We start from the raw sequence: 17765 nt of genomic DNA, 5'->3' as shown, positions 1-17765 counted from the left end.
CCCCGCCTGGCACAGGCAACCCCACACCGGGGGCCCGGGGACCAGGAACCCCACAGCGGGAGGCGCCCCCGCCCCGCCGGCGCCTGAGGCGCGAACGGCCCCGCGCCAGGCGGGAAGCCCCACACCAGGGAGTATGAGAAAGCGTCTCCACCCACGGGTGGAGGACCCCTAAGGGCATCTCCTTAGATCGGGCAGACCCCTATTCGTTCGTGCGGACGAGGAAACCCGCCCCCTCCCTTTTCTAGCGTGTTCCTGGGAGCCCGGGGCCACCCACTCCCTCCGGGGGGTGGGGTAAACCCCCGCACCAAGACGGTGACCCGCCCCAGCGCGCCCGGGCCTCCCGCCGGACAGAATTTTCGGCTGTAGGCACCTGTGCGAAGCGACACCGCGAGCACCGCAGACACAGCGACAGCGACACCGCAGACCGCTCACCAAGGCATGAGGAGACCCCGTGACAACGGCTACGACCATTCCGCCCGGGTCCACCGGAGGACGCACAGCCGTCGCCGCTCGCGGACGGCAGATCGTGAAGGCGTACGGCTCGGGGGAGACCCGGGTCGTCGCGCTCGACCAGGTCGATGTGGACATCGCCCGGGGGCAGTTCACCGCGATCATGGGCCCGTCGGGTTCGGGCAAGTCGACTCTGATGCACTGCCTGGCCGGTCTGGACACCGTCACGTCGGGCGAGATCTATCTGGACGATACGGAGATCACCCGGCTGAAGGACAAGAAGCTGACCCAGCTCCGCCGGGACCGGATCGGCTTTATCTTCCAGGCGTTCAATCTGCTGCCGACGCTGAACGCGCTGGAGAACATCACGCTCCCGATGGATATCGCGGGCCGTAAGCCGGACGGGGCCTGGCTGAACCGGGTGGTGGAGACGGTGGGGCTGGCGGGGCGGCTGAAGCACCGGCCGACGCAGCTCTCCGGCGGTCAGCAGCAGCGGGTCGCCGTCGCCCGGGCCCTCGCCGCCCGGCCGGAGATCATCTTCGGGGACGAGCCGACGGGCAATCTGGACTCCCGCGCGGGCGCGGAGGTCCTGAGCTTCCTGCGCCGTTCGGTGGACGAGCTGGGGCAGACGATCGTGATCGTCACGCATGACCCGGTGGCGGCGTCGTACTCGGACCGGGTGCTGTATCTCGCGGACGGCCGGATCGTGGACCAGATGTTCCGGCCGACCGCCGAGGCCGTGCTGGACCGGATGAAGGACTTCGACGCCCGGGGGCGTACGTCGTGACGACCTTCAAGACCTCGTTCCGCAACTTCTTCGCCCACAAGGGCCGGATGGCGCTCTCCGCGATCGCCGTCCTGCTGTCGGTGGCGTTCGTCTGCGGCACGCTGGTGTTCACCGACACCATGAACACCACCTTCGAGAAGCTGTTCGCCGTCACGTCGCCGGATGTCACGGTCTCCCCGAAGGAGATCGAGGACGAGGACCGGCCCGCCACCGGCCGCCCGGAGACGCTGCCCGCGTCGCTGGTGACGAAGACCGCGGGCGTCGAGGGCGTCAAGTCCGCCATCGGTACGGTGACCAGCGCTTCGGTCACCATCGTCGACAAGAACAACAAGAACATCGGGGCGGCGACCGGAGCCCCCACCATCGCGGGCAACTGGACCGAGATGGACCTCAAGACGTTCGACATCAGCTCGGGCCGGGCGCCGCGCGGTCCGTCGGAGGCGATGGTCGACGCGGACACCGCCGAGAAGAAGAAGCTGAAGATCGGCGACGAGCTGCGCACGATCACCGTGGACGGCGACTTCAAGACCACCATCTCCGGCATCCTCGCCTTCCGGGTCACCAACCCGGGCGCCGCGGTGGTCGTCTTCGAGACGAAGACGGCGCAGACCAAGCTGCTGGGCGGTCCTGACCGGTTCACCCAGATCGCGGTGACGGGGAAGCCGGGCGTCCCGGACGCCCGGCTGGAGAAGAACATCGCGGCCGTGATCGGCGGCGCCGGGTACGACATGAAGACGGCCGCCGAGTCGGCCGACGCGGGCCGGGAGGAAGTCGGCTCGTTCCTGGACGTGATGAAGTACGCGATGCTCGGCTTCGCCGGGATCGCCCTGCTCGTCGGCATCTTCCTGATCGTCAACACCTTCTCCATGCTGGTCGCCCAGCGGACCCGGGAGATCGGTCTGATGCGGGCCATCGGCTCCAGCCGTAAGCAGGTCAACCGTTCGGTGCTGATCGAGGCGATCATCCTCGGTGTGGTCGGCTCCGCCCTCGGTGTGGCGGCCGGTGTGGGTCTGGCCGTCGGTCTGATGGAACTCATGGGAACCATGGGGATGAAGCTCTCCACCGACGATCTGACGGTGAAGTGGACGACCCCGGTCGTGGGTGTGGTCCTGGGTGTCGTGGTGACGGTGCTGGCCGCGTACATCCCGGCCCGCCGGGCCAGCAAGATCTCCCCGATGGCGGCGCTCCGCGAGGTCGGCGCGCCGACCGACGCCAAGTCGGGCTGGATCCGGGCCGCGGTCGGTCTGCTGCTCACCGCGGGCGGCGCCGTCGCCCTGGTCGCGACCACCGAGGCGGAGAAGGCGACCGAGGGTTCGATGCTGCTGGGTGTCGGGGTGCTGCTCTCCCTGCTCGGCTTCATCGTGATCGGCCCGCTGCTGGCGAATGTGGTGGTACGGCTGCTCAGCGTCGTGGTCCTGCGGGCGTTCGGCCCGGTCGGCCGGATGGCGGAGCGGAACGCGCTGCGCAATCCGCGCCGTACGGGCGCCACCGGCGCGGCGCTGATGATCGGTCTGGCCCTGGTGGCCTGCCTCTCCGTGGTCGGTTCTTCGATGGTCGCCTCGGCTTCGGAGGAGCTGGACAAGACGGTGGGCGCGGATTACGTGATCCAGTCGAGGTCGGGCCAGCTGGTCGTGCCGAAGGCCCTGGAGGCGATCCGGGAGACCGAGGGCATCGACTACATCACCCAGTACCGCGACATCCGCACCAAGATCACCGCCCCGGACGGCAACGAGGCCAAGGTGACGATCGTCGCCACCGACCCCTCGTACGCGAAGGACTTCCGCAAGGAGACGGTTCAGGGCGAGCAGGCGGACGTCTACGCCGATGACTCCATGTCGGTCGGCGAGGAGTACGCCGAGAAGCACGGGGTGAAGCTGGGTTCCGAGCTGACGGTGGCGTTCGCGGGCGGCCGGACGGCGAAGCTGAAGGTCAAGACGATCACCTCGGACGACAGCGCCATGGAGCAGGGCGTGATGATCATCAGCACGGCCACCGCGCAGAAGTATCTGCCGGCCGACAAGATCCCGCAGAACCTGATGGTCTTCGCCTCCGCGAAGGACGGCCAGGAGAAGGCCGCGTACGAGGCGCTGAAGACGACGCTGGAGCCGTATCCGCAGTACAAGGCGTCGAACCAGACCGACTTCAAGAAGGATCTGAAGGAGCAGATCGGCCAGCTGCTGAACATCGTCTACGGTCTGCTCGGCCTGGCGATCATCGTGGCCGTCCTCGGTGTGGTGAACACCCTGGCGCTGTCGGTGGTGGAGCGGACCCGGGAGATCGGTCTGATGCGGGCCATCGGTCTCTCCCGCCGCCAGCTCCGCCGGATGATCCGGCTGGAGTCCGTGGTTATCGCCCTCTTCGGCGCCCTGCTCGGCCTGGGCCTGGGCATGGGCTGGGGTACGGCGGCGCAGAAGCTGCTGGCCCTGGAGGGGCTGCGGGTGCTGGAGATCCCCTGGCCGACGATCATCACGGTCTTCATCGGCTCGGCTTTTGTCGGTCTCTTCGCGGCGCTGGTCCCCGCGTTCCGCGCGGGCCGGATGAACGTCCTCAACGCGATCGCGTCCGACTGACGGTTTTGGGGTTACGACTCCGGAGCCGTACGGGCCCGGTCCGAGCGGAGATCGCTCGGGCCGGGCCTCCGGGCTTTCCGGGCGGCGGGGCGGATCAGCCGCCGAGCATCTGAAGGATCTGCTGGGCCAGGGCGAACACCGGGGCGCCGAGATCCCCGGCGATCGCGGCCACCCCGGCGATGGCCGCGACCGCGTTCCGCCGGGTCTGCGGATCGGCCTCGGGGGCGGCGATGGCGGGCAGCGCGTCGTCGATGGTCCGAGCGGAGGCGTCGGGTACCCCGTCCCGCAGTTCGGTGAGGAGCCGGGTCAGTTCCCGTACGGCCTCCTCCAGCCCGGCGGCGGATACCGGGGCGGCCTCCCGGGACGTGTAGCTGATTCCGGTATTGCCCGTACCGCCGTGCATGTTGACGGTGTTGTGGTGGTTGTCGCCGGTCATTTACCTGCTCACTCCCGTATTCCGCTCGCCGCCGAACATATTGACCGTGTCGCCGTAGTGGTAGTTGCTGGTATTGCCGATGGTCAGGCTCTGGACTCTCAGGGTGAGTTCGATATCGGGATTCTCCAGGGACCGGGAGATCTGGAGAGTGATCTCCTGGAGGGCGGCGCGGTCGGTGCCGGGAAGCAGCACGGCCGGCGGGCCGCTGGTCTCGATCACCAGGATCGGGTAGCTGGGGGAGAACATCACGATCAGCATCTTGATGACCGCGAAGATCGCGATGACGGAGGTCACGGCTCCGACCAGTCCGAAGAAGTCCGAGGAGCCGCTGTCGGAGTCGACGCCCGAGGCGACGGCGCTGAGCAGGGCGAGGACCAAGCTGACCGCGACGGTTGCTCCCACGACCTTCACGCAGGTGACGAACGCCCGCCAGCGGTTGGGGTGGAAGGTCGAGGTATGGACCCGGGTGATGTTCGCCAGCGGGTAGACGGCTTGGTCGACCCAGAGCAGTCGCTTGGTGACCCGGATGTTCACAGTGTTGCCGCCCGGAGGCGCGTGGGCCGGTCTGGTCGGCACGGGCGGGGCGCTGGGCTCGGGTGGAGCCTTGAGCGGAGCGGGCTGTCCGCCCGTCGGGTCTCCCGCGGGTTGCCGCGGGGGGATCCGCCAGGGTTGTTGGGCTGGTGGATCCTGGGGTGGATCGGGTAATGACATGGTTCCCCCGAGGGTGAGGAGAGGCTGGACGGTACCAGTCCGGGGCGTGGCCCGTACTCGGAATTCGGCTCGGGGGCGGGCCCGGAGCCGGACCGGGCGGTCAGGAGATGACGACGCCCGTATTTCCCGTACCGTCGAGCATGTTGACCTCGTTGCTGATGTGGTACATCTTCGGATCGCCGATCACCAGCGTCTCCACCGTCATCCGGAATTCGGTGTCCGGCTCGTCGATGGCGTGCAGGATCCGCAGCCGGATGTCCCGCATCTGTTCCGGCTTCCGGCCGGGGATCACCGCCTTCGGTGCCCCGGTCGTCTCGACGATCAGCAGATAGCGCGCCTTGGCGAAGAGGGCGGCGATCGTTCGGACGCCGTGGAGGATCGCGCCGCAGGCGGTCACGAGCGCGGCCAGGAGCAGCAGCTCCTCGCCTCCGGTGGCCCTGCCGTCCCGGAAGATCAGCAGTACCGCCGCCACGCAGAGCCCGAGCCAGGTCAGAAACCGCCCGGCCGGTACCCAGCGGTCGGGTTCCACGACGACGGTCCGGACCCGGGAGACGTGTTGCAGCGGATAGGTGGAGTCGCCGAGGAAGAGGAGCCTTCTGGTGACCTGTACGGCGACCCCGCCGTGCTTGCGGTTCCGCCGCCGGGCGGGGACGCGGTCGAAGCCGTCGGGCCACTGGTGGGAATCATCCGGGGCCGGGGCCGACGGGCCCGGGGCGGCGGCGAGGGGCGGTACGGCTCCGGACGCCACGGCCTCGCCCCTCACCGTCGGCGGGAAGGCGGGTTCGGGCGGGATCTCGGGCGGGATCCCGGGTGGCTGCCCGGGCGGATCGGGTGTCGGCATCTGCTCCCCCATGCGAACGGCGGCACGGCCGCGGAGAGTCCATTAACCCGCCGCCGTCCGGGGCGCGCAATGAGGCGTTCCGGTCTTTGACGGAGCCGTGTGCGGCGGGTCGGCGAGGCCCCCGCCGGGGTGCCCGCCGGGGTGTGGGGCGCCCGGGACCCAAGGGGCCTACGGGGCTGACGGGGGCCCGGTCACCCGGCGGCGCGGCCCTTCCCCCGCCCTCTTGCCGCCCCCTCGCCGCGCGCGCGGCCCCCTCCGGCCGGGCGTAGGCTGGGGAGACCCCGGCCCGTCGCACGTGCCGGGCCGTTCGCGTTGCCCGTTTGCCGCAGCGCTGCCCGTACCCGTCGGATCGCATCACCGGGATGGAACGTCTTTCATGAGCCTGCACGGTCTGCTGGACGCAGTCGTACGTGATCCCGCACTCGCCGAGGCCGTCGAGGCCGCCCGGTCCGCGGGACGGATGCATGTGGATCTGGTGGGCCCGCCCGCGGCGCGGCCCTTCGCCGTGGCGGCGCTGGCCAGGGACGCCGGGCGGACCGTGCTCGCGGTGACCGCGACGGGCCGGGAGGCGGAGGATCTGGCGGCGGCGCTGCGGTCGCTGCTGCCGGAGGACGCGGTCGCCGAGTACCCGGCCTGGGAGACTCTGCCGCACGAGCGGCTCTCGCCCCGGTCCGACACCGTGGGCCGTCGGCTCGCGGTGCTGCGCAGGCTGGCCCACCCGTCGGCCGACGACCCCGCCGCCGGGCCGGTGTCGGTGGTCGTCGCGCCCATCAGGTCCGTACTCCAGCCGCAGGTCAAGGGCCTGGGCGAGCTGGTGCCTGTGGCGCTGAGGACCGGGCAGCAGGCCGATCTGAACGAGGTCGTGGACGCGCTGGCCGCCGCCGCCTACGCCCGGGTGGAGCTGGTCGAGAAGCGGGGCGAGTTCGCGGTCCGCGGCGGCATCCTCGATGTCTTCCCGCCGACCGAGGAGCACCCCTTGCGGGTGGAGTTCTGGGGCGACGACGTCGAGGAGATCCGCTACTTCAAGATCGCCGATCAGCGGTCGCTGGAGGTCGCCGAGCACGGTCTGTGGGCGCCGCCCTGCCGTGAGCTGCTGCTGACGCCCGAGGTGCGGGAGCGGGCGGCGGCCCTCGCCGAGGCCCATCCCGAGCTGGGCGAACTCCTCGGCAAGATCGCCGAGGGGATCGCGGTGGAGGGCATGGAGTCCCTGGCGCCGGTCCTGGTGGACGATATGGAGCTGCTGCTGGACGTGTTCCCGGCCGGTTCGATGGCCGTGGTGTGCGACCCGGAACGGGTCCGTACCCGCGCGGCGGATCTGGTGGCCACCTCGCAGGAGTTCCTCCAGGCGTCGTGGGCGGCGACCGCCGGCGGCGGCGAGGCCCCCATCGATGTCGGCGCCGCGTCCCTGTGGGGGATCGCGGACGTCCGCGACCGGGCCCGTGAGCTGGGCATGATGTGGTGGTCGGTGGCGCCGTTCGCGGCCGACGAGGAGCTGTCCGCCGACACGCTCAAGCTGGGGATGCGCGCCCCGGAGTCGTACCGGGGCGACACCGCCCGCGCGCTGGCCGACACCAAGGGCTGGCTGGCGGACGGCTGGCGTACGGTCTTCGTCACCGAGGCGCACGGCCCGGCGGCCAGGACCGTCGAGGTGCTCGGCGGCGAGGGCGTCCCGGCCCGGCTCGAAGCCGAGCTGGGCGGGATCTCCCCGTCCGTGGTCCATGTGGCGACCGGTGCGATCGACTTCGGCTTCACCGACCCCGGTCTGAAGCTGGCGGTCCTCACCGAGACCGACCTCACCGGCCAGAAGGCGGCGGGCAAGGACGGCCGCCGGATGCCGACCCGGCGCCGTAAGACCATCGACCCGCTGACGCTGGAGACCGGCGACTACATCGTCCACGAGCAGCACGGAGTGGGCCGCTACATCGAGATGGTGCAGCGGACGGTGCAGGGCGCGACCCGCGAGTACCTGGTGGTCGAGTACGCCCCCGCCAAGCGCGGCCAGCCCGGCGACCGGCTCTACATCCCGACCGACCAGCTGGAGCAGATCACCAAGTACGTCGGGGGCGAGGCGCCCACCCTGCACCGGCTCGGCGGCGCCGACTGGACCAAGACCAAGGCCAGGGCGAAGAAGGCGGTCAAGGAGATCGCGGCCGATCTGATCCGGCTCTACTCGGCGCGGATGGCGGCCCCCGGCCACACCTTCGGCCCGGACACCCCGTGGCAGCGGGAGCTGGAGGACGCCTTCCCGTACGCCGAGACCCCCGACCAGCTCTCCACCATCGCCGAGGTGAAGGAGGACATGGAGAAGTCGGTCCCGATGGACCGGCTGATCTGCGGCGACGTCGGCTACGGCAAGACGGAGATCGCGGTACGGGCGGCGTTCAAGGCGGTCCAGGACGGCAAGCAGGTCGCGGTCCTGGTCCCCACGACCCTGCTGGTGCAGCAGCACTTCGGCACGTTCTCGGAGCGGTACTCGCAATTCCCCGTCAACGTCCGGGCGCTCTCCCGCTTCCAGTCCGACACGGACGCCAAGGCGACCCTCGAAGGGCTGCGGGAAGGCGCGGTCGACGTCGTCATCGGCACCCACCGGCTGTTCTCGTCCGAGACCAAGTTCAAGGACCTCGGCCTGGTCATCGTGGACGAGGAGCAGCGGTTCGGCGTCGAGCACAAGGAGCAGCTGAAGAAGCTGCGGGCCAATGTCGACGTACTGACGATGTCGGCGACGCCGATCCCCCGGACCCTGGAGATGGCGGTCACCGGCATCCGCGAGATGTCCACGATCACCACACCGCCGGAGGAGCGGCACCCCGTCCTCACCTTCGTCGGCCCGTACGAGGAGAAGCAGATCGGCGCCGCGATCCGCCGCGAACTCCTCCGCGAGGGCCAGGTGTTCTACATCCACAACCGGGTCGAGTCCATCGACCGGGCGGCGGCCCGGCTGCGGGAGATCGTCCCCGAGGCGCGGATCGCCACCGCCCACGGCCAGATGTCGGAGAGCGTCCTGGAACAGGTCGTGGTCGACTTCTGGGAGAAGAAGTACGACGTCCTGGTCTCCACCACGATCGTGGAGTCCGGGATCGACATCTCCAACGCCAACACCCTGATCGTGGAGCGCGGCGACAACTTCGGCCTCTCCCAGCTCCACCAGCTCCGCGGCCGGGTCGGCCGGGGCCGGGAGCGGGGGTACGCGTACTTCCTCTACCCGCCCGAGAAGCCGCTCACCGAGACCGCGCACGAACGCCTCGCGACCATCGCCCAGCACACCGAGATGGGCGCGGGCATGTACGTCGCCATGAAGGACCTGGAGATCCGGGGCGCGGGCAACCTCCTCGGCGGCGAGCAGTCCGGCCATATCGCGGGCGTCGGCTTCGACCTCTACGTCCGGATGGTCGGCGAGGCGGTCGCGGACTACCGCGCCTCCGTCGAGGGCGGCCCGGAGGAGGAGCCCCCGCTGGAGGTCAAGATCGAGCTGCCGGTCGACGCGCACGTCCCGCACGACTACGCGCCCGGCGAGCGGCTGCGGCTCCAGGCGTACCGCGCGATCGCGTCCGCCAACTCGGAAGAGGACATCAAGGCGGTCCGCGAGGAGCTGACCGACCGCTACGGCAAGCTGCCCGAGCCGGTGGAGAACCTGCTGCTGGTCGCCGGACTGCGGATGCTGGCCCGGGCGTCCGGGGTCGCGGAGATCGTCCTCCAGGGGAACAACATCCGGTTCGCGCCGGTGGAGCTGCGGGAGTCGCAGCAGCTCCGGCTGAACCGGCTCTACCCCCGTACGGTGATCAAGTCGGCGACCAACCAGATCCTGGTGCCCCGGCCGACCACCGGCAAGATCGGCGGCAAGCCGGTCGTGGGCCGGGAACTCCTGTCGTGGACGGGCGAGTTCCTGACGACGATCCTGAACGGCTAGCCGGGGAACGGCTGGACGGGGGCGGGGCGTTCTTCGGAGCGCCCCGCCCCCGCTGTCTCTGTGGAGGTGTCCGCCACGAACCGGCTCAGCCGGTAGGTGCTCCGCTCCACGGGACGTACGCACAGCGTGTCGATCCGGATCAGCGACGCGTCGACCCGGGCCTCCTGGAGCCGCCGCAGCTCCGTACGCAACTCCGCCTGGTCCGTGGTCTCCAGGACCACGGTCCACCGCCCCGCGTCGGGCGCGGTCCGGGCGGCCGACCGCTGCCGCGCGGCTTCCTGCCGCCGTCGTCTCTTCCCCTGTCCCGGCATCGCCCCAGAATCGCCGGTCGGCGCCGGCACGGCAAACGCACCGCCCCGACCGGCCCGCCCCGGCCCGTGATCTACTGGCGGGGGCCAGGGCGGCCGGGCGTACGACGGGGGTGGACGAGGAGATGTTCGGATTCGGACAGCGGCGGAACGAGCCGCCGGCCGAGCGTGCCAGGGGCGGCGGCATGGAACACGTCCTGCCGTCCGCCGATCCGGCCGACCGGGCCGAAGCGCTGCGCTGGCTCCAGGAGCACGCGGGCCACTACCTCGACTCCGGGGCCCTCGGCGACCGTGAGGACCGGCTGGGCCGATGACACCCGACGAGCGGTCCGCCGCCCCCCGCTATCTCGCCCACACCTCGGTGCTGTGGCGCCTGCTGTTCGGCACGGTCGGCGACCCCTGGCCCGCCCGGGTCGCCGAAGGGCTGGTCATCATCTGCCCCGTCGCCCATGCCGAACTCCGGCACGGCCAACGCCCCGGCGTGGACCCCACGCCGTTGCATCTGGCGCTCGACCGGGCCTTCGGCTCGGTCCCGATGAAGCGCTTCGACCGGCAGCCCGAGGCCGGTGACGTACTGAAGCGGCTGAGCGCGCTCGGCGTACGGCAGGCGCCCACCCTGATGGAAGTCGTCACCGTGCTCACCGCCCGGGACCACGGACTGACCGTCCTCCACACGGACGTCCGCTTCGAGGTGATCGACCGGGTGTGCCCCGGCATCCCCATGATCAGAATCGACGCGCCCCGCCCACCGCGCCCCGCCCCCGACCCGAGCACGAACCGCAGGCGCGGTCTGCTGCGCCGCCTCCTGGACGACTGACCCGGGGCCGGTCGGCCGGGGCGGCCGGTTCGCTCCAACGGGCCAGGCCGCGTCGCGGCCCGTACGGCACGATGACACCGTCGACGCGAGGGGGGCTATCAGCTCGCCGAAGGACGTTGTCATGCGAACCGGACTTCGTGTCGTAGCGGCTGCCCTGATTTCACTCGGCATGGCGCTGGTGACGACACCTGGAAACGCTCAGGCCCAGGGCCAGATCATCAGACTGAGAAGCGTGTCCCAGGACAAGTGTCTGTACTTCCACTCGAACTGGGGGAAACACGTCGGCGTCTACCCGTGCGTCGGCTACTCGGACCAGCGCTTCGAGCTGCTGTGGCCGGGTGACAACCAGGTCCAGTTCAACAACGTGGACCATCAGGCGTGTCTGAACATCTACTCCCTGGAGGGAGCGGAGGTGGAGGCCGGAAGCTGTGGCAACTTCACCTCCAGACTCAGGGTCGACGGGTCGCTCACCCCGGGGCAGGTCGTCAAGATCTACTTCCTGTACGACGGGGTCAGGCACTGCCTGGACGTCAACGAAGAGGTCCTGTCCTGGCACTGCCACGACATCGACCGTCAGCTCTGGGAAGTCCTGAGCGGCTGACGGTCCGGCTCCACGGGAAGCCACAACTCGGCGTCGGCCACGACCGTTCCCCCGGCCCCGTCCGATGACAGCCGGACGCGCAGGATCTCGGGCCCGGTGCGGGTGCGGTACGGATTCGACGGGAACCATTCCGTGAAGACGTCCCGCCACAGCTCCTGGACGGCCCTCGGGGCCGGGCCGCTGGTGGTGAAGACGGCCCAGGCACCGGCCGGGACGGCCAGCCCGGTCAACCCCTCAGGCGCGGGCGCGGAAGTGATCACGCCGTGGTGGTAGTCGAGTTCGGTACCTTCCGCCCGGCCGGGATCCAGTCCGTCGCAGACCGCGACGATCCCGTGGGGCTCCTGGTCCGACAGCCCCTTCAGCTCCGCCAGGACGTCCGGATCGATGCCGCGCACGAAGTCCATGATCGCGAGATTGGGCCCGGTGTGGACCAAAGGGACCCGGGTCGTGAGCCCGACGACCCGGAAGTCCGCCTTCTCCACCACGCGGTAGCGCATACTGCTCCGCCCCTCGACGGTGAGCCGGAACGCCATCCGGGACTGCGACGCGAGGGCGGCGCCGGTACGGCGGGCTTCGCCCGGTCCGACGCCGTGCATGGCCCGGAACGCCCGCGCGAACGCCTCGCCGGAGCCGTACCCGTAGCGGACCGCGATCTCCAGCAGCGTCGCCCGCCCCGCCAGCACCTCGGCACCCGCGACGGTGAGCCTGCGCCGCCGTACGTACTCCGAAAGCGGCATGCCCGCGAGGGCGGAGAACATCCGCCGCAGATGATGTTCCGATGTGGCGGCGATCCGGGCCAGCTCCGCCGGGTCGAGGGCCGTGTCCAGCCGCTCCTCGATATGTTCCATGGCCCGGTTCAGCCGCTCCAGCACCCCGGCTCCCTTCCCCGCGCCCCTAAGACTCCCGATCGGGGGCGGACAGTCCCAGACCCCGCCGGATCGCGATCTCCACCGGCGAGTACGCGCCGTCGGCCCGCTCCAGCTCGTACGGTACGGCGGGCGGCAGCGGCGGCTGCGCCAGGAAGCGGGGCCGTACGCCATGATGCGCCTGCGCCGCGTGCACCAGAAACGGATGGCACAGATACACATCGCCCGGCGACCCGGTGGCGAGCGCGACCGGCCGGTGCTCGGACGCCGCCGCCACCTCGGGCCCGAGTACGAGACCGCTCGCCCCGAACTCCCCGTACTTCTCCAGCACCTTCGGCACATCGAGATGCGAGCCGACCCGGATCCGGGTGGGGGCGTCCTCCTCGCCGACCTCCGAGAAGAGGAAGAGCATCAGCAGCGCCCGGTCCCGGGAGCGCAGATCGGTGAAGTACCAGCTCTCGCCCTCCGGCAGATAGCTTCCCTCGATGTGCCACCCCGCGTCGTCCGGCTCCTCCTCGTGCGGAAAGCGCAGCGGAAACGTCCCCAGCGAATACCGCGGCTCCCAGCGCCCCGCGCCGACCAGCAGGTCGTACGCGTGATGAAGCCCCGGCGAGTTGGGGGCGGCGGCGAACGGCCCCCGCGCCATCCCGCCCACCCAGTGCACGGGCCGCGTCCAGGTCGCGGGCTCGTCCGGTTCGCACCCCGTCTCCCGCCACAGCAGCCGCGCGCAGTCCGCCGCCACCCGGGGCGCGACGGCCCCCGCGAGTTTCACGAAGCCGTCGCGGAGAAACCGGGAGACCAAGGTCGTGTCGTCGTCCATGCGGCGATGGTCCGCCGCCACCCGATCCCGCGGCCCGACAATCCCCGTACCTCTTTTGTCGGGTGCCGCGAGGCGACCTGAGGCGCGGCCTGCGGGGGTGAGCCCGCTCCCGTCATGTGTCCCGGAGCGCCGACTCCTGCTTGACTTGGCCTCCCCGGCCCTTCCGTGCCGGGGGCCATCACATCAACCGAGTCAGGGGGCCGTGTGACGCGGTCGGATTTACGGGCACTCTTCCGGTCCAACGACCGTGAGGTGAACGCGGTCGACTACTTCGCCGACCGGCGGGACGAATGGCTGACGGTCGCGGCAGCTCTGGCGAGCCATCGGGAACGGGTCGACGGCCCCGGCTTCGACGTGGAGGACCTGGAGACCGCGCGGCGCAATGCGCTCGTCTTCTACGGAGTCGGCGGGATCGGCAAGACCACCCTGTCGCGCGGCATCGCCGAGCACCTGGTGGGCGGTGAGGGACACCGGGGCGACTGGCCCGACCTCGATCCGGACCTCGGCCGAGTGGTACCGGTCCGGGTCGACCTGTCCCGGGACTCCGGCGGGGACTTCGAGTCCGTGATGCTCGCCGTCCGGCTCGGCGCGGCCGAACTCGGCCATCCCATGCCGACCTTCGACCTCGCCTTCCAGCGCTACTGGGAACGGAACCATCCCGGCGAGCCCATCGACGAATACCTCCGGCGGCGCACCTGGTTCAGCCGCTTCCCCGGCTCCCAGTCGCTCTCCGGCCAGATGCAGTCCGCACTCGCGGACGTCGCCCAGGCCGTGGCGATGCCGGGCACGGTCGGCTCGATACTGGGCCAGGGCTTCGGCGTACTCGTCCAGGCGTTGCGGGAGCACCGGCACCAGGTCCGTGGCCTGGCCGAGTGCCGCCGCCTGGCCGACCTCCTGGAGGCCGAGCCCGATCTGGAGGCGCTGAGCTACTACGCCCATCTGCTCGCCTGGGACCTCGGCCGGGTCCCGGCCAAGCGGCGCGGGACGCTCGTGGTTTTACTCGACACCTTCGAGGACGTCGGCGGCCGTACGCATCGCGATCTGGAGCGCCTGATCCAGCGGATGGTCTGGCTGATGCCCAATGTGCTGTTCGTCGTCACCGGCCGTAACCGGCTCCAGTGGGACGACGCGAAGCTGGAGGGCCAGCTCGACTGGGCCGGTCCGCGGTACTGGCCCCTGCTGGTCGGCGGCGCGACCGGCGAACCCCGCCAGCACACCGTCGGCTATCTCTCGGCCGAGGACTGCGAGACCTATCTCTGCGAACGGCTCACCGTCGCCGGGCAGCCGTTGATGGACGGGCGGACCCGGCATCTGGTCACCGCGAACTCCCACGGCCTGCCGCTGTATCTGGATCTCGCGGTGATGCGCTTCCTCGACCTCTACCGGCACCACGGGCGCGCCCCGGAGCCCGACGAGTTCAATCTCGACTTCCCGGCCCTGGTCACCCGTACCTTCCGCGATCTGACGCCGGACGTACGGCAGGTACTGCGGGCGGTGAGCCTCTTCGACGCCTTCTCGCTCCGGCTGGCCACCGCCGCCGCCGGACTCGACCACGACGCCCCGGCCCTGCAACTGGTCGAGCGGCCCTTCGTGGACACGGATCCCGGGGCGCCCTGGCCCCACCGGGTACACGACCTCGTCCGCGACGCCGTCCGAGAGGCCGACTCCACGGGTGAGGACCGCTGGAGCGACGCCGACTGGCGCCGGGCGGCACAGCGGGCCTTCGACGCCCTGGAACAGGAGGCGATCGGCGACCGTACGCGTCTGGTAGCGGCGCTCCGCCAGGGCATGCGGCTCGCCCGGGACTACTCCCTCGGCCTCGGCTGGCTGGCGGACGCGGCGTTCCGGTACGTCGAGGACTTCGTCTGGGAGCCCCTGGAGATCCCGGCTTCGGCGGCGTCGGCCGGGGGAGACGGCAGCGGGGCCGAGAGCCCCGTCGAGGCCCTGGCCGCCGCGCTGAACGCGATCGCGATGCGCCAGCGGCAGCACCGGGGCCTGACGGCGGAGCGGCTGCGCGCGGTGCTGGACTCCGGACTGCTCCCGGACGCGCTCACCGAACTCCCGCTGTACTTCCTCGCCGAGTGCGAGCGCGACCTGGGCCGGTTCGACGGCTCCCTGACCGGCATGCGCCGGGTGGTCGACCTGGGCGGCCGCCTCGCCCCCACGGCCGCCCGTGGCCTGGCCCACCTCGCCCGCCGGATGGGCCGCTTCCCGCAGGTCCGTACGGCGGCGGAGACGCTCGGGACCGAGGGACGCCGCGACCGGGTCCTGGGCGACCTGTGGTGGAGCCAGGGCAACGCCGCCCTGGCCTGCTCCTCCTACGCCACGAGCCGCGACGATGCCCTGCAAGCGGGCCAGCCCGGCGAAGCGGCCCTCTCCCAGGCATGTCTCGCCTTCGCCGCCGCCTTCCAGGACAGGCCGCGCGCGGCGGAACAGATCGCCCGAGCCGAGGAGATGCTGGGACAGGTCTCGATCCGCTGGGCGGAGGTACAGACCCGGATCGCCGCCCTCGTCCGTGACGCGGGCGTCGCCCAGGACCTCCCGGAGCGTGCCGACGACGTCGCCCGCCAGGCGCACGAGGCGGGGCTGACGTCCTCGGTTGCGTACGTCCGCCTCGCCGAATGCCTGCACGCGACCGTCCTCGACTCGGCACCCCTGCGGGCGGAGGCCCGGGGCAGGCTGCGCGCCTGCGTCCGGGGCGAGGAGTTCGCCTACCTCCTCGAACTCGCCCACCTCATGGCGGGCGATCCGCCGCCCGAAGACCTCCCGCGCGCGGAATGGCTGGACGGGCAGGCGCGGGTACAGGCACGCTGGACGGCTCTTGTCGATGATCGGCGCCGGGAAGCCGCCGCGATCAGAGGGGAATGAACGGTGGCGAACTACACCACGATCGACCGTATCGACCTACCTGCGGTCGTCCGGAGCTACGGGCTCGCCGAGGCCCGGCTGGAGCCTCTGGCCGGGGGCGCCGCGAACTCCAGCTTCCATCTGATCAGCACGACGGGCGAGTTCGTGCTGACCATCCTCGACAACCACGATCTGCCGAGCGCCGAACGGCTCGCGGTACATACCCGGGCCGCGTTCCGGCAGGGCATGCCCACGAGTGAGATCGTCCCGTCGGTCGACGGGTCGCTGATCACCCGGCTCGACGGGCGACCGGTGGTCCTCAAGAAGTGGATCGAGGGCAGAGTCGTACAACCGCTCCCTCTGGAGCTGTTGCCCGAGGCGGGTCGCATCCTCGGCCGGTTGCACGGGGTCCCGCCGGAGACGCCCGGGTTCTCGGACATCCCGGTCGGCGGCCGACGGCTCTCGGCCGGGCATCGGGCGCTCATTCCCGGTTTCGCGGACCGGGACTTCGCTGCCTGGCTCACCGAACGGCTCGACCGGGTGGACCGGCTCGAAGCCGGCCGGACCCGTGCGCTCGCGGTGGTCCACGGGGATCTCTTCGACGACAACCTCCTCGTCCGCCCGGACGGCGGGCTGGCAGTCCTCGACTGGGAGACCGTCTCGCTGGACGATCCCCTCCTGGACCTGGGGATGGCGGCCATCGGACTGGCCAAGGTGGACGGCCTGCTGGCGCCCGATCGGTTCAACGCCCTGGTCTCCGGCTATCGGGAGGTGGTTCCGGAGGCGGACACCACCACGGTCGCGCTGGCCGTCGAGATCGAGCACGCGGCGCTGATCATCGCGTTCCACCGCTACTACCGGCACAACGTGCGCTTCCCCGATCCGGCGAAGGCGGCGCTCCATACCGAGATGCTGGGATTTGTGGACTCCGTCAAGGAAGTGGCGCCCGCCTTCAGCTGACAGGGTGCGACGCTGCCCTGCCCGCCCTCGGTGATTCAGTCAGGAGCGGGCGGGGCCGCTTCCGTCGGTCGGCTGGAGCATGCACCCGGTCACGGGACGATGTGCCGGAGGTAGGCGTTGGGGTCGCTGAGGTAGCGACGCCAGTGGTCGACGAGGGTCAGGTCCTGCCACTGGGTCCGGTGGAAGCCGTGCTCGTCGATCTCGATGATGTCGGCGCCGGGTGTGCTCGCCAGGACGGGGGAGTGAGTGGCGCATACAACCTGCGCCCCGCTTTCGCCGAGCTGGTGCAGCAAGCCGACGAGCTGGAGGCACGAGGTGAACGACAGCGCAGCCTCGGGCTCGTCCATGACGTAGAAGCCGGGTGCGTCGAACATGGCCCGGAAGACGGTGAGGAACCCTTCGCCGTGGCTCATGGCGCTGGTGTCCTCGGCCCAGTAGCCGTGTACGCCGCCGAGGTTCTCGGTCATGTCGAAGGCGGTCTCGGCCCGGAGGAAGAAACCCTTCTTGTTCTTGCGGGGCCCGGCGAGCATCCGTGCCCCGACTCGGGTCGTGTCCGCACGTAGGACCTCGCCCAGCGGTGTCTTCGTCGGATCGGGGCGACCGTGCACCCGGGCCAGACGGCCGCCGTACGCGTCCAGCTTGAAGCTCTCCGCGACGGCTTCGACCAGCGTCGACTTGCCCGAGCCGTTGTCCCCGACCAGGAAGGTCACCGGCCGGGTGAACGTCAGCCCCTCGTCCAGGAGCTGGGCGACCGCCGGTACGTCGAAGGGCCACCGGCCTCGCTCGGCGCGATCGGGCAGGAGCCCGTGCGGTACGGAGACCCGGTCGACGAACACACTGCTCC

At 70.7% G+C, this 17765-nt stretch carries 15 protein-coding genes; 8 read left to right on the top strand and 7 right to left on the bottom strand.

Features of this window, described 5'->3' with window-relative positions; translation table 11 throughout:
- Window positions 1-451 precede the first annotated feature (451 nt).
- On the top strand, window positions 452-1237 hold the full coding sequence (locus ABZ714_RS16380; protein WP_358825887.1) for an ABC transporter ATP-binding protein: 786 nt from the start codon (window positions 452-454) through the stop codon (window positions 1235-1237).
- Window positions 1234-3807: an FtsX-like permease family protein gene (locus ABZ714_RS16375; RefSeq protein ID WP_358825886.1), complete on the top strand. Its 2574-nt coding sequence runs from the start codon at window positions 1234-1236 to the stop codon at window positions 3805-3807. Before ABZ714_RS16380 ends, ABZ714_RS16375 begins: the two co-directional genes overlap by 4 nt.
- Window positions 3808-3901: 94 nt before the next feature.
- Here the strand turns inward: ABZ714_RS16375 and ABZ714_RS16370 are convergent, their stop codons facing one another.
- The 3 genes from ABZ714_RS16370 to ABZ714_RS16360 form a co-directional block, all read right to left on the bottom strand.
- A complete protein-coding gene (locus ABZ714_RS16370; RefSeq protein ID WP_358825885.1) occupies window positions 3902-4243 on the bottom strand; it encodes a hypothetical protein in 342 nt (113 codons plus the stop codon).
- The gene (locus tag ABZ714_RS16365; RefSeq protein WP_358825884.1) at window positions 4244-4819 is read right to left on the bottom strand and encodes a DUF6232 family protein; all 576 of its coding nucleotides are present in this window, start codon (window positions 4817-4819) and stop codon (window positions 4244-4246) included. It lies immediately after the preceding gene.
- A 235-nt stretch (window positions 4820-5054) separates the two neighbouring features.
- Entirely contained in the window at window positions 5055-5795 is a 741-nt protein-coding gene (locus ABZ714_RS16360; RefSeq protein ID WP_358825883.1) for a DUF6232 family protein, read from the bottom strand.
- Between the two features lie 376 nt (window positions 5796-6171).
- Between ABZ714_RS16360 and mfd the strand changes: the two genes are divergently transcribed.
- On the top strand, window positions 6172-9702 hold the full coding sequence (gene mfd, locus ABZ714_RS16355; protein WP_358825882.1) for a transcription-repair coupling factor: 3531 nt from the start codon (window positions 6172-6174) through the stop codon (window positions 9700-9702).
- Here mfd and ABZ714_RS16350 read toward each other — a convergent pair.
- A complete protein-coding gene (locus ABZ714_RS16350) occupies window positions 9699-10013 on the bottom strand; it encodes a hypothetical protein (RefSeq protein ID WP_358825881.1) in 315 nt (104 codons plus the stop codon). The two genes, mfd and ABZ714_RS16350, sit on opposite strands and share 4 nt — an antisense overlap.
- A 122-nt stretch (window positions 10014-10135) precedes the next feature.
- Between ABZ714_RS16350 and ABZ714_RS16345 the strand changes: the two genes are divergently transcribed.
- From ABZ714_RS16345 to ABZ714_RS16335, 3 genes are all read left to right on the top strand, one after another.
- A complete protein-coding gene (locus tag ABZ714_RS16345) occupies window positions 10136-10324 on the top strand; it encodes a hypothetical protein (RefSeq protein ID WP_358825880.1) in 189 nt (62 codons plus the stop codon).
- A complete protein-coding gene (locus ABZ714_RS16340; RefSeq protein WP_358825879.1) occupies window positions 10321-10827 on the top strand; it encodes a VapC toxin family PIN domain ribonuclease in 507 nt (168 codons plus the stop codon). Before ABZ714_RS16345 ends, ABZ714_RS16340 begins: the two co-directional genes overlap by 4 nt.
- 232 nt (window positions 10828-11059) lie before the next feature.
- Window positions 11060-11428 (top strand): hypothetical protein, encoded by a 369-nt coding sequence (locus ABZ714_RS16335; RefSeq protein WP_358825878.1) that lies wholly within the window; start codon window positions 11060-11062, stop codon window positions 11426-11428.
- Here the strand turns inward: ABZ714_RS16335 and ABZ714_RS16330 are convergent.
- Together ABZ714_RS16330 and ABZ714_RS16325 are read right to left on the bottom strand one after the other, a co-directional pair.
- Window positions 11401-12300, bottom strand: coding sequence for an AraC family transcriptional regulator (locus tag ABZ714_RS16330; protein ID WP_358825877.1), 900 nt, complete (start codon window positions 12298-12300; stop codon window positions 11401-11403). The genes ABZ714_RS16335 and ABZ714_RS16330 overlap by 28 nt on opposite strands.
- A 22-nt stretch (window positions 12301-12322) precedes the next feature.
- Window positions 12323-13114 (bottom strand): phytanoyl-CoA dioxygenase family protein, encoded by a 792-nt coding sequence (locus ABZ714_RS16325; RefSeq protein WP_358825876.1) that lies wholly within the window; start codon window positions 13112-13114, stop codon window positions 12323-12325.
- A 204-nt stretch (window positions 13115-13318) separates the two neighbouring features.
- Between ABZ714_RS16325 and ABZ714_RS16320 the strand changes: the two genes are divergently transcribed.
- Together ABZ714_RS16320 and ABZ714_RS16315 are read left to right on the top strand one after the other, a co-directional pair.
- Window positions 13319-15982 (top strand): ATP/GTP-binding protein, encoded by a 2664-nt coding sequence (locus ABZ714_RS16320; protein ID WP_358825875.1) that lies wholly within the window; start codon window positions 13319-13321, stop codon window positions 15980-15982.
- A 3-nt stretch (window positions 15983-15985) separates the two neighbouring features.
- Window positions 15986-16921: a phosphotransferase gene (locus tag ABZ714_RS16315; RefSeq protein ID WP_358825874.1), complete on the top strand. Its 936-nt coding sequence runs from the start codon at window positions 15986-15988 to the stop codon at window positions 16919-16921.
- A gap of 89 nt (window positions 16922-17010) precedes the next feature.
- Here the strand turns inward: ABZ714_RS16315 and ABZ714_RS16310 are convergent, their stop codons facing one another.
- On the bottom strand, window positions 17011-17757 hold the full coding sequence (locus tag ABZ714_RS16310) for an ABC transporter (protein WP_358825873.1): 747 nt from the start codon (window positions 17755-17757) through the stop codon (window positions 17011-17013).
- Window positions 17758-17765 lie beyond the last annotated feature (8 nt).

The sequence above is a fragment of the Streptomyces sp. NPDC006798 genome (genome assembly GCF_040635975.1).
Taxonomy (GTDB): Bacteria; Actinomycetota; Actinomycetes; order Streptomycetales; family Streptomycetaceae; genus Streptomyces.
Note: the sequence above shows the minus strand (reverse complement) of the source record. Positions and strands in the feature narration are given on the sequence as shown.

What these genes read in the sequence shown, in the direction of transcription:
- ABZ714_RS16350 (WP_358825881.1), bottom strand. Translation starts at nt 10,013, where the DNA reads ATGCCGGGACAGGGGAAGAGACGACGGCGGCAGGAAGCCGCGCGGCAG.
- ABZ714_RS16345 (WP_358825880.1), top strand. Translation starts at nt 10,136, where the DNA reads ATGTTCGGATTCGGACAGCGGCGGAACGAGCCGCCGGCCGAGCGTGCC.
- ABZ714_RS16360 (WP_358825883.1), bottom strand. Translation starts at nt 5,795, where the DNA reads ATGCCGACACCCGATCCGCCCGGGCAGCCACCCGGGATCCCGCCCGAG.
- ABZ714_RS16340 (WP_358825879.1), top strand. Translation starts at nt 10,321, where the DNA reads ATGACACCCGACGAGCGGTCCGCCGCCCCCCGCTATCTCGCCCACACC.
- mfd (WP_358825882.1), top strand. Translation starts at nt 6,172, where the DNA reads ATGAGCCTGCACGGTCTGCTGGACGCAGTCGTACGTGATCCCGCACTC.
- ABZ714_RS16370 (WP_358825885.1), bottom strand. Translation starts at nt 4,243, where the DNA reads ATGACCGGCGACAACCACCACAACACCGTCAACATGCACGGCGGTACG.
- ABZ714_RS16325 (WP_358825876.1), bottom strand. Translation starts at nt 13,114, where the DNA reads ATGGACGACGACACGACCTTGGTCTCCCGGTTTCTCCGCGACGGCTTC.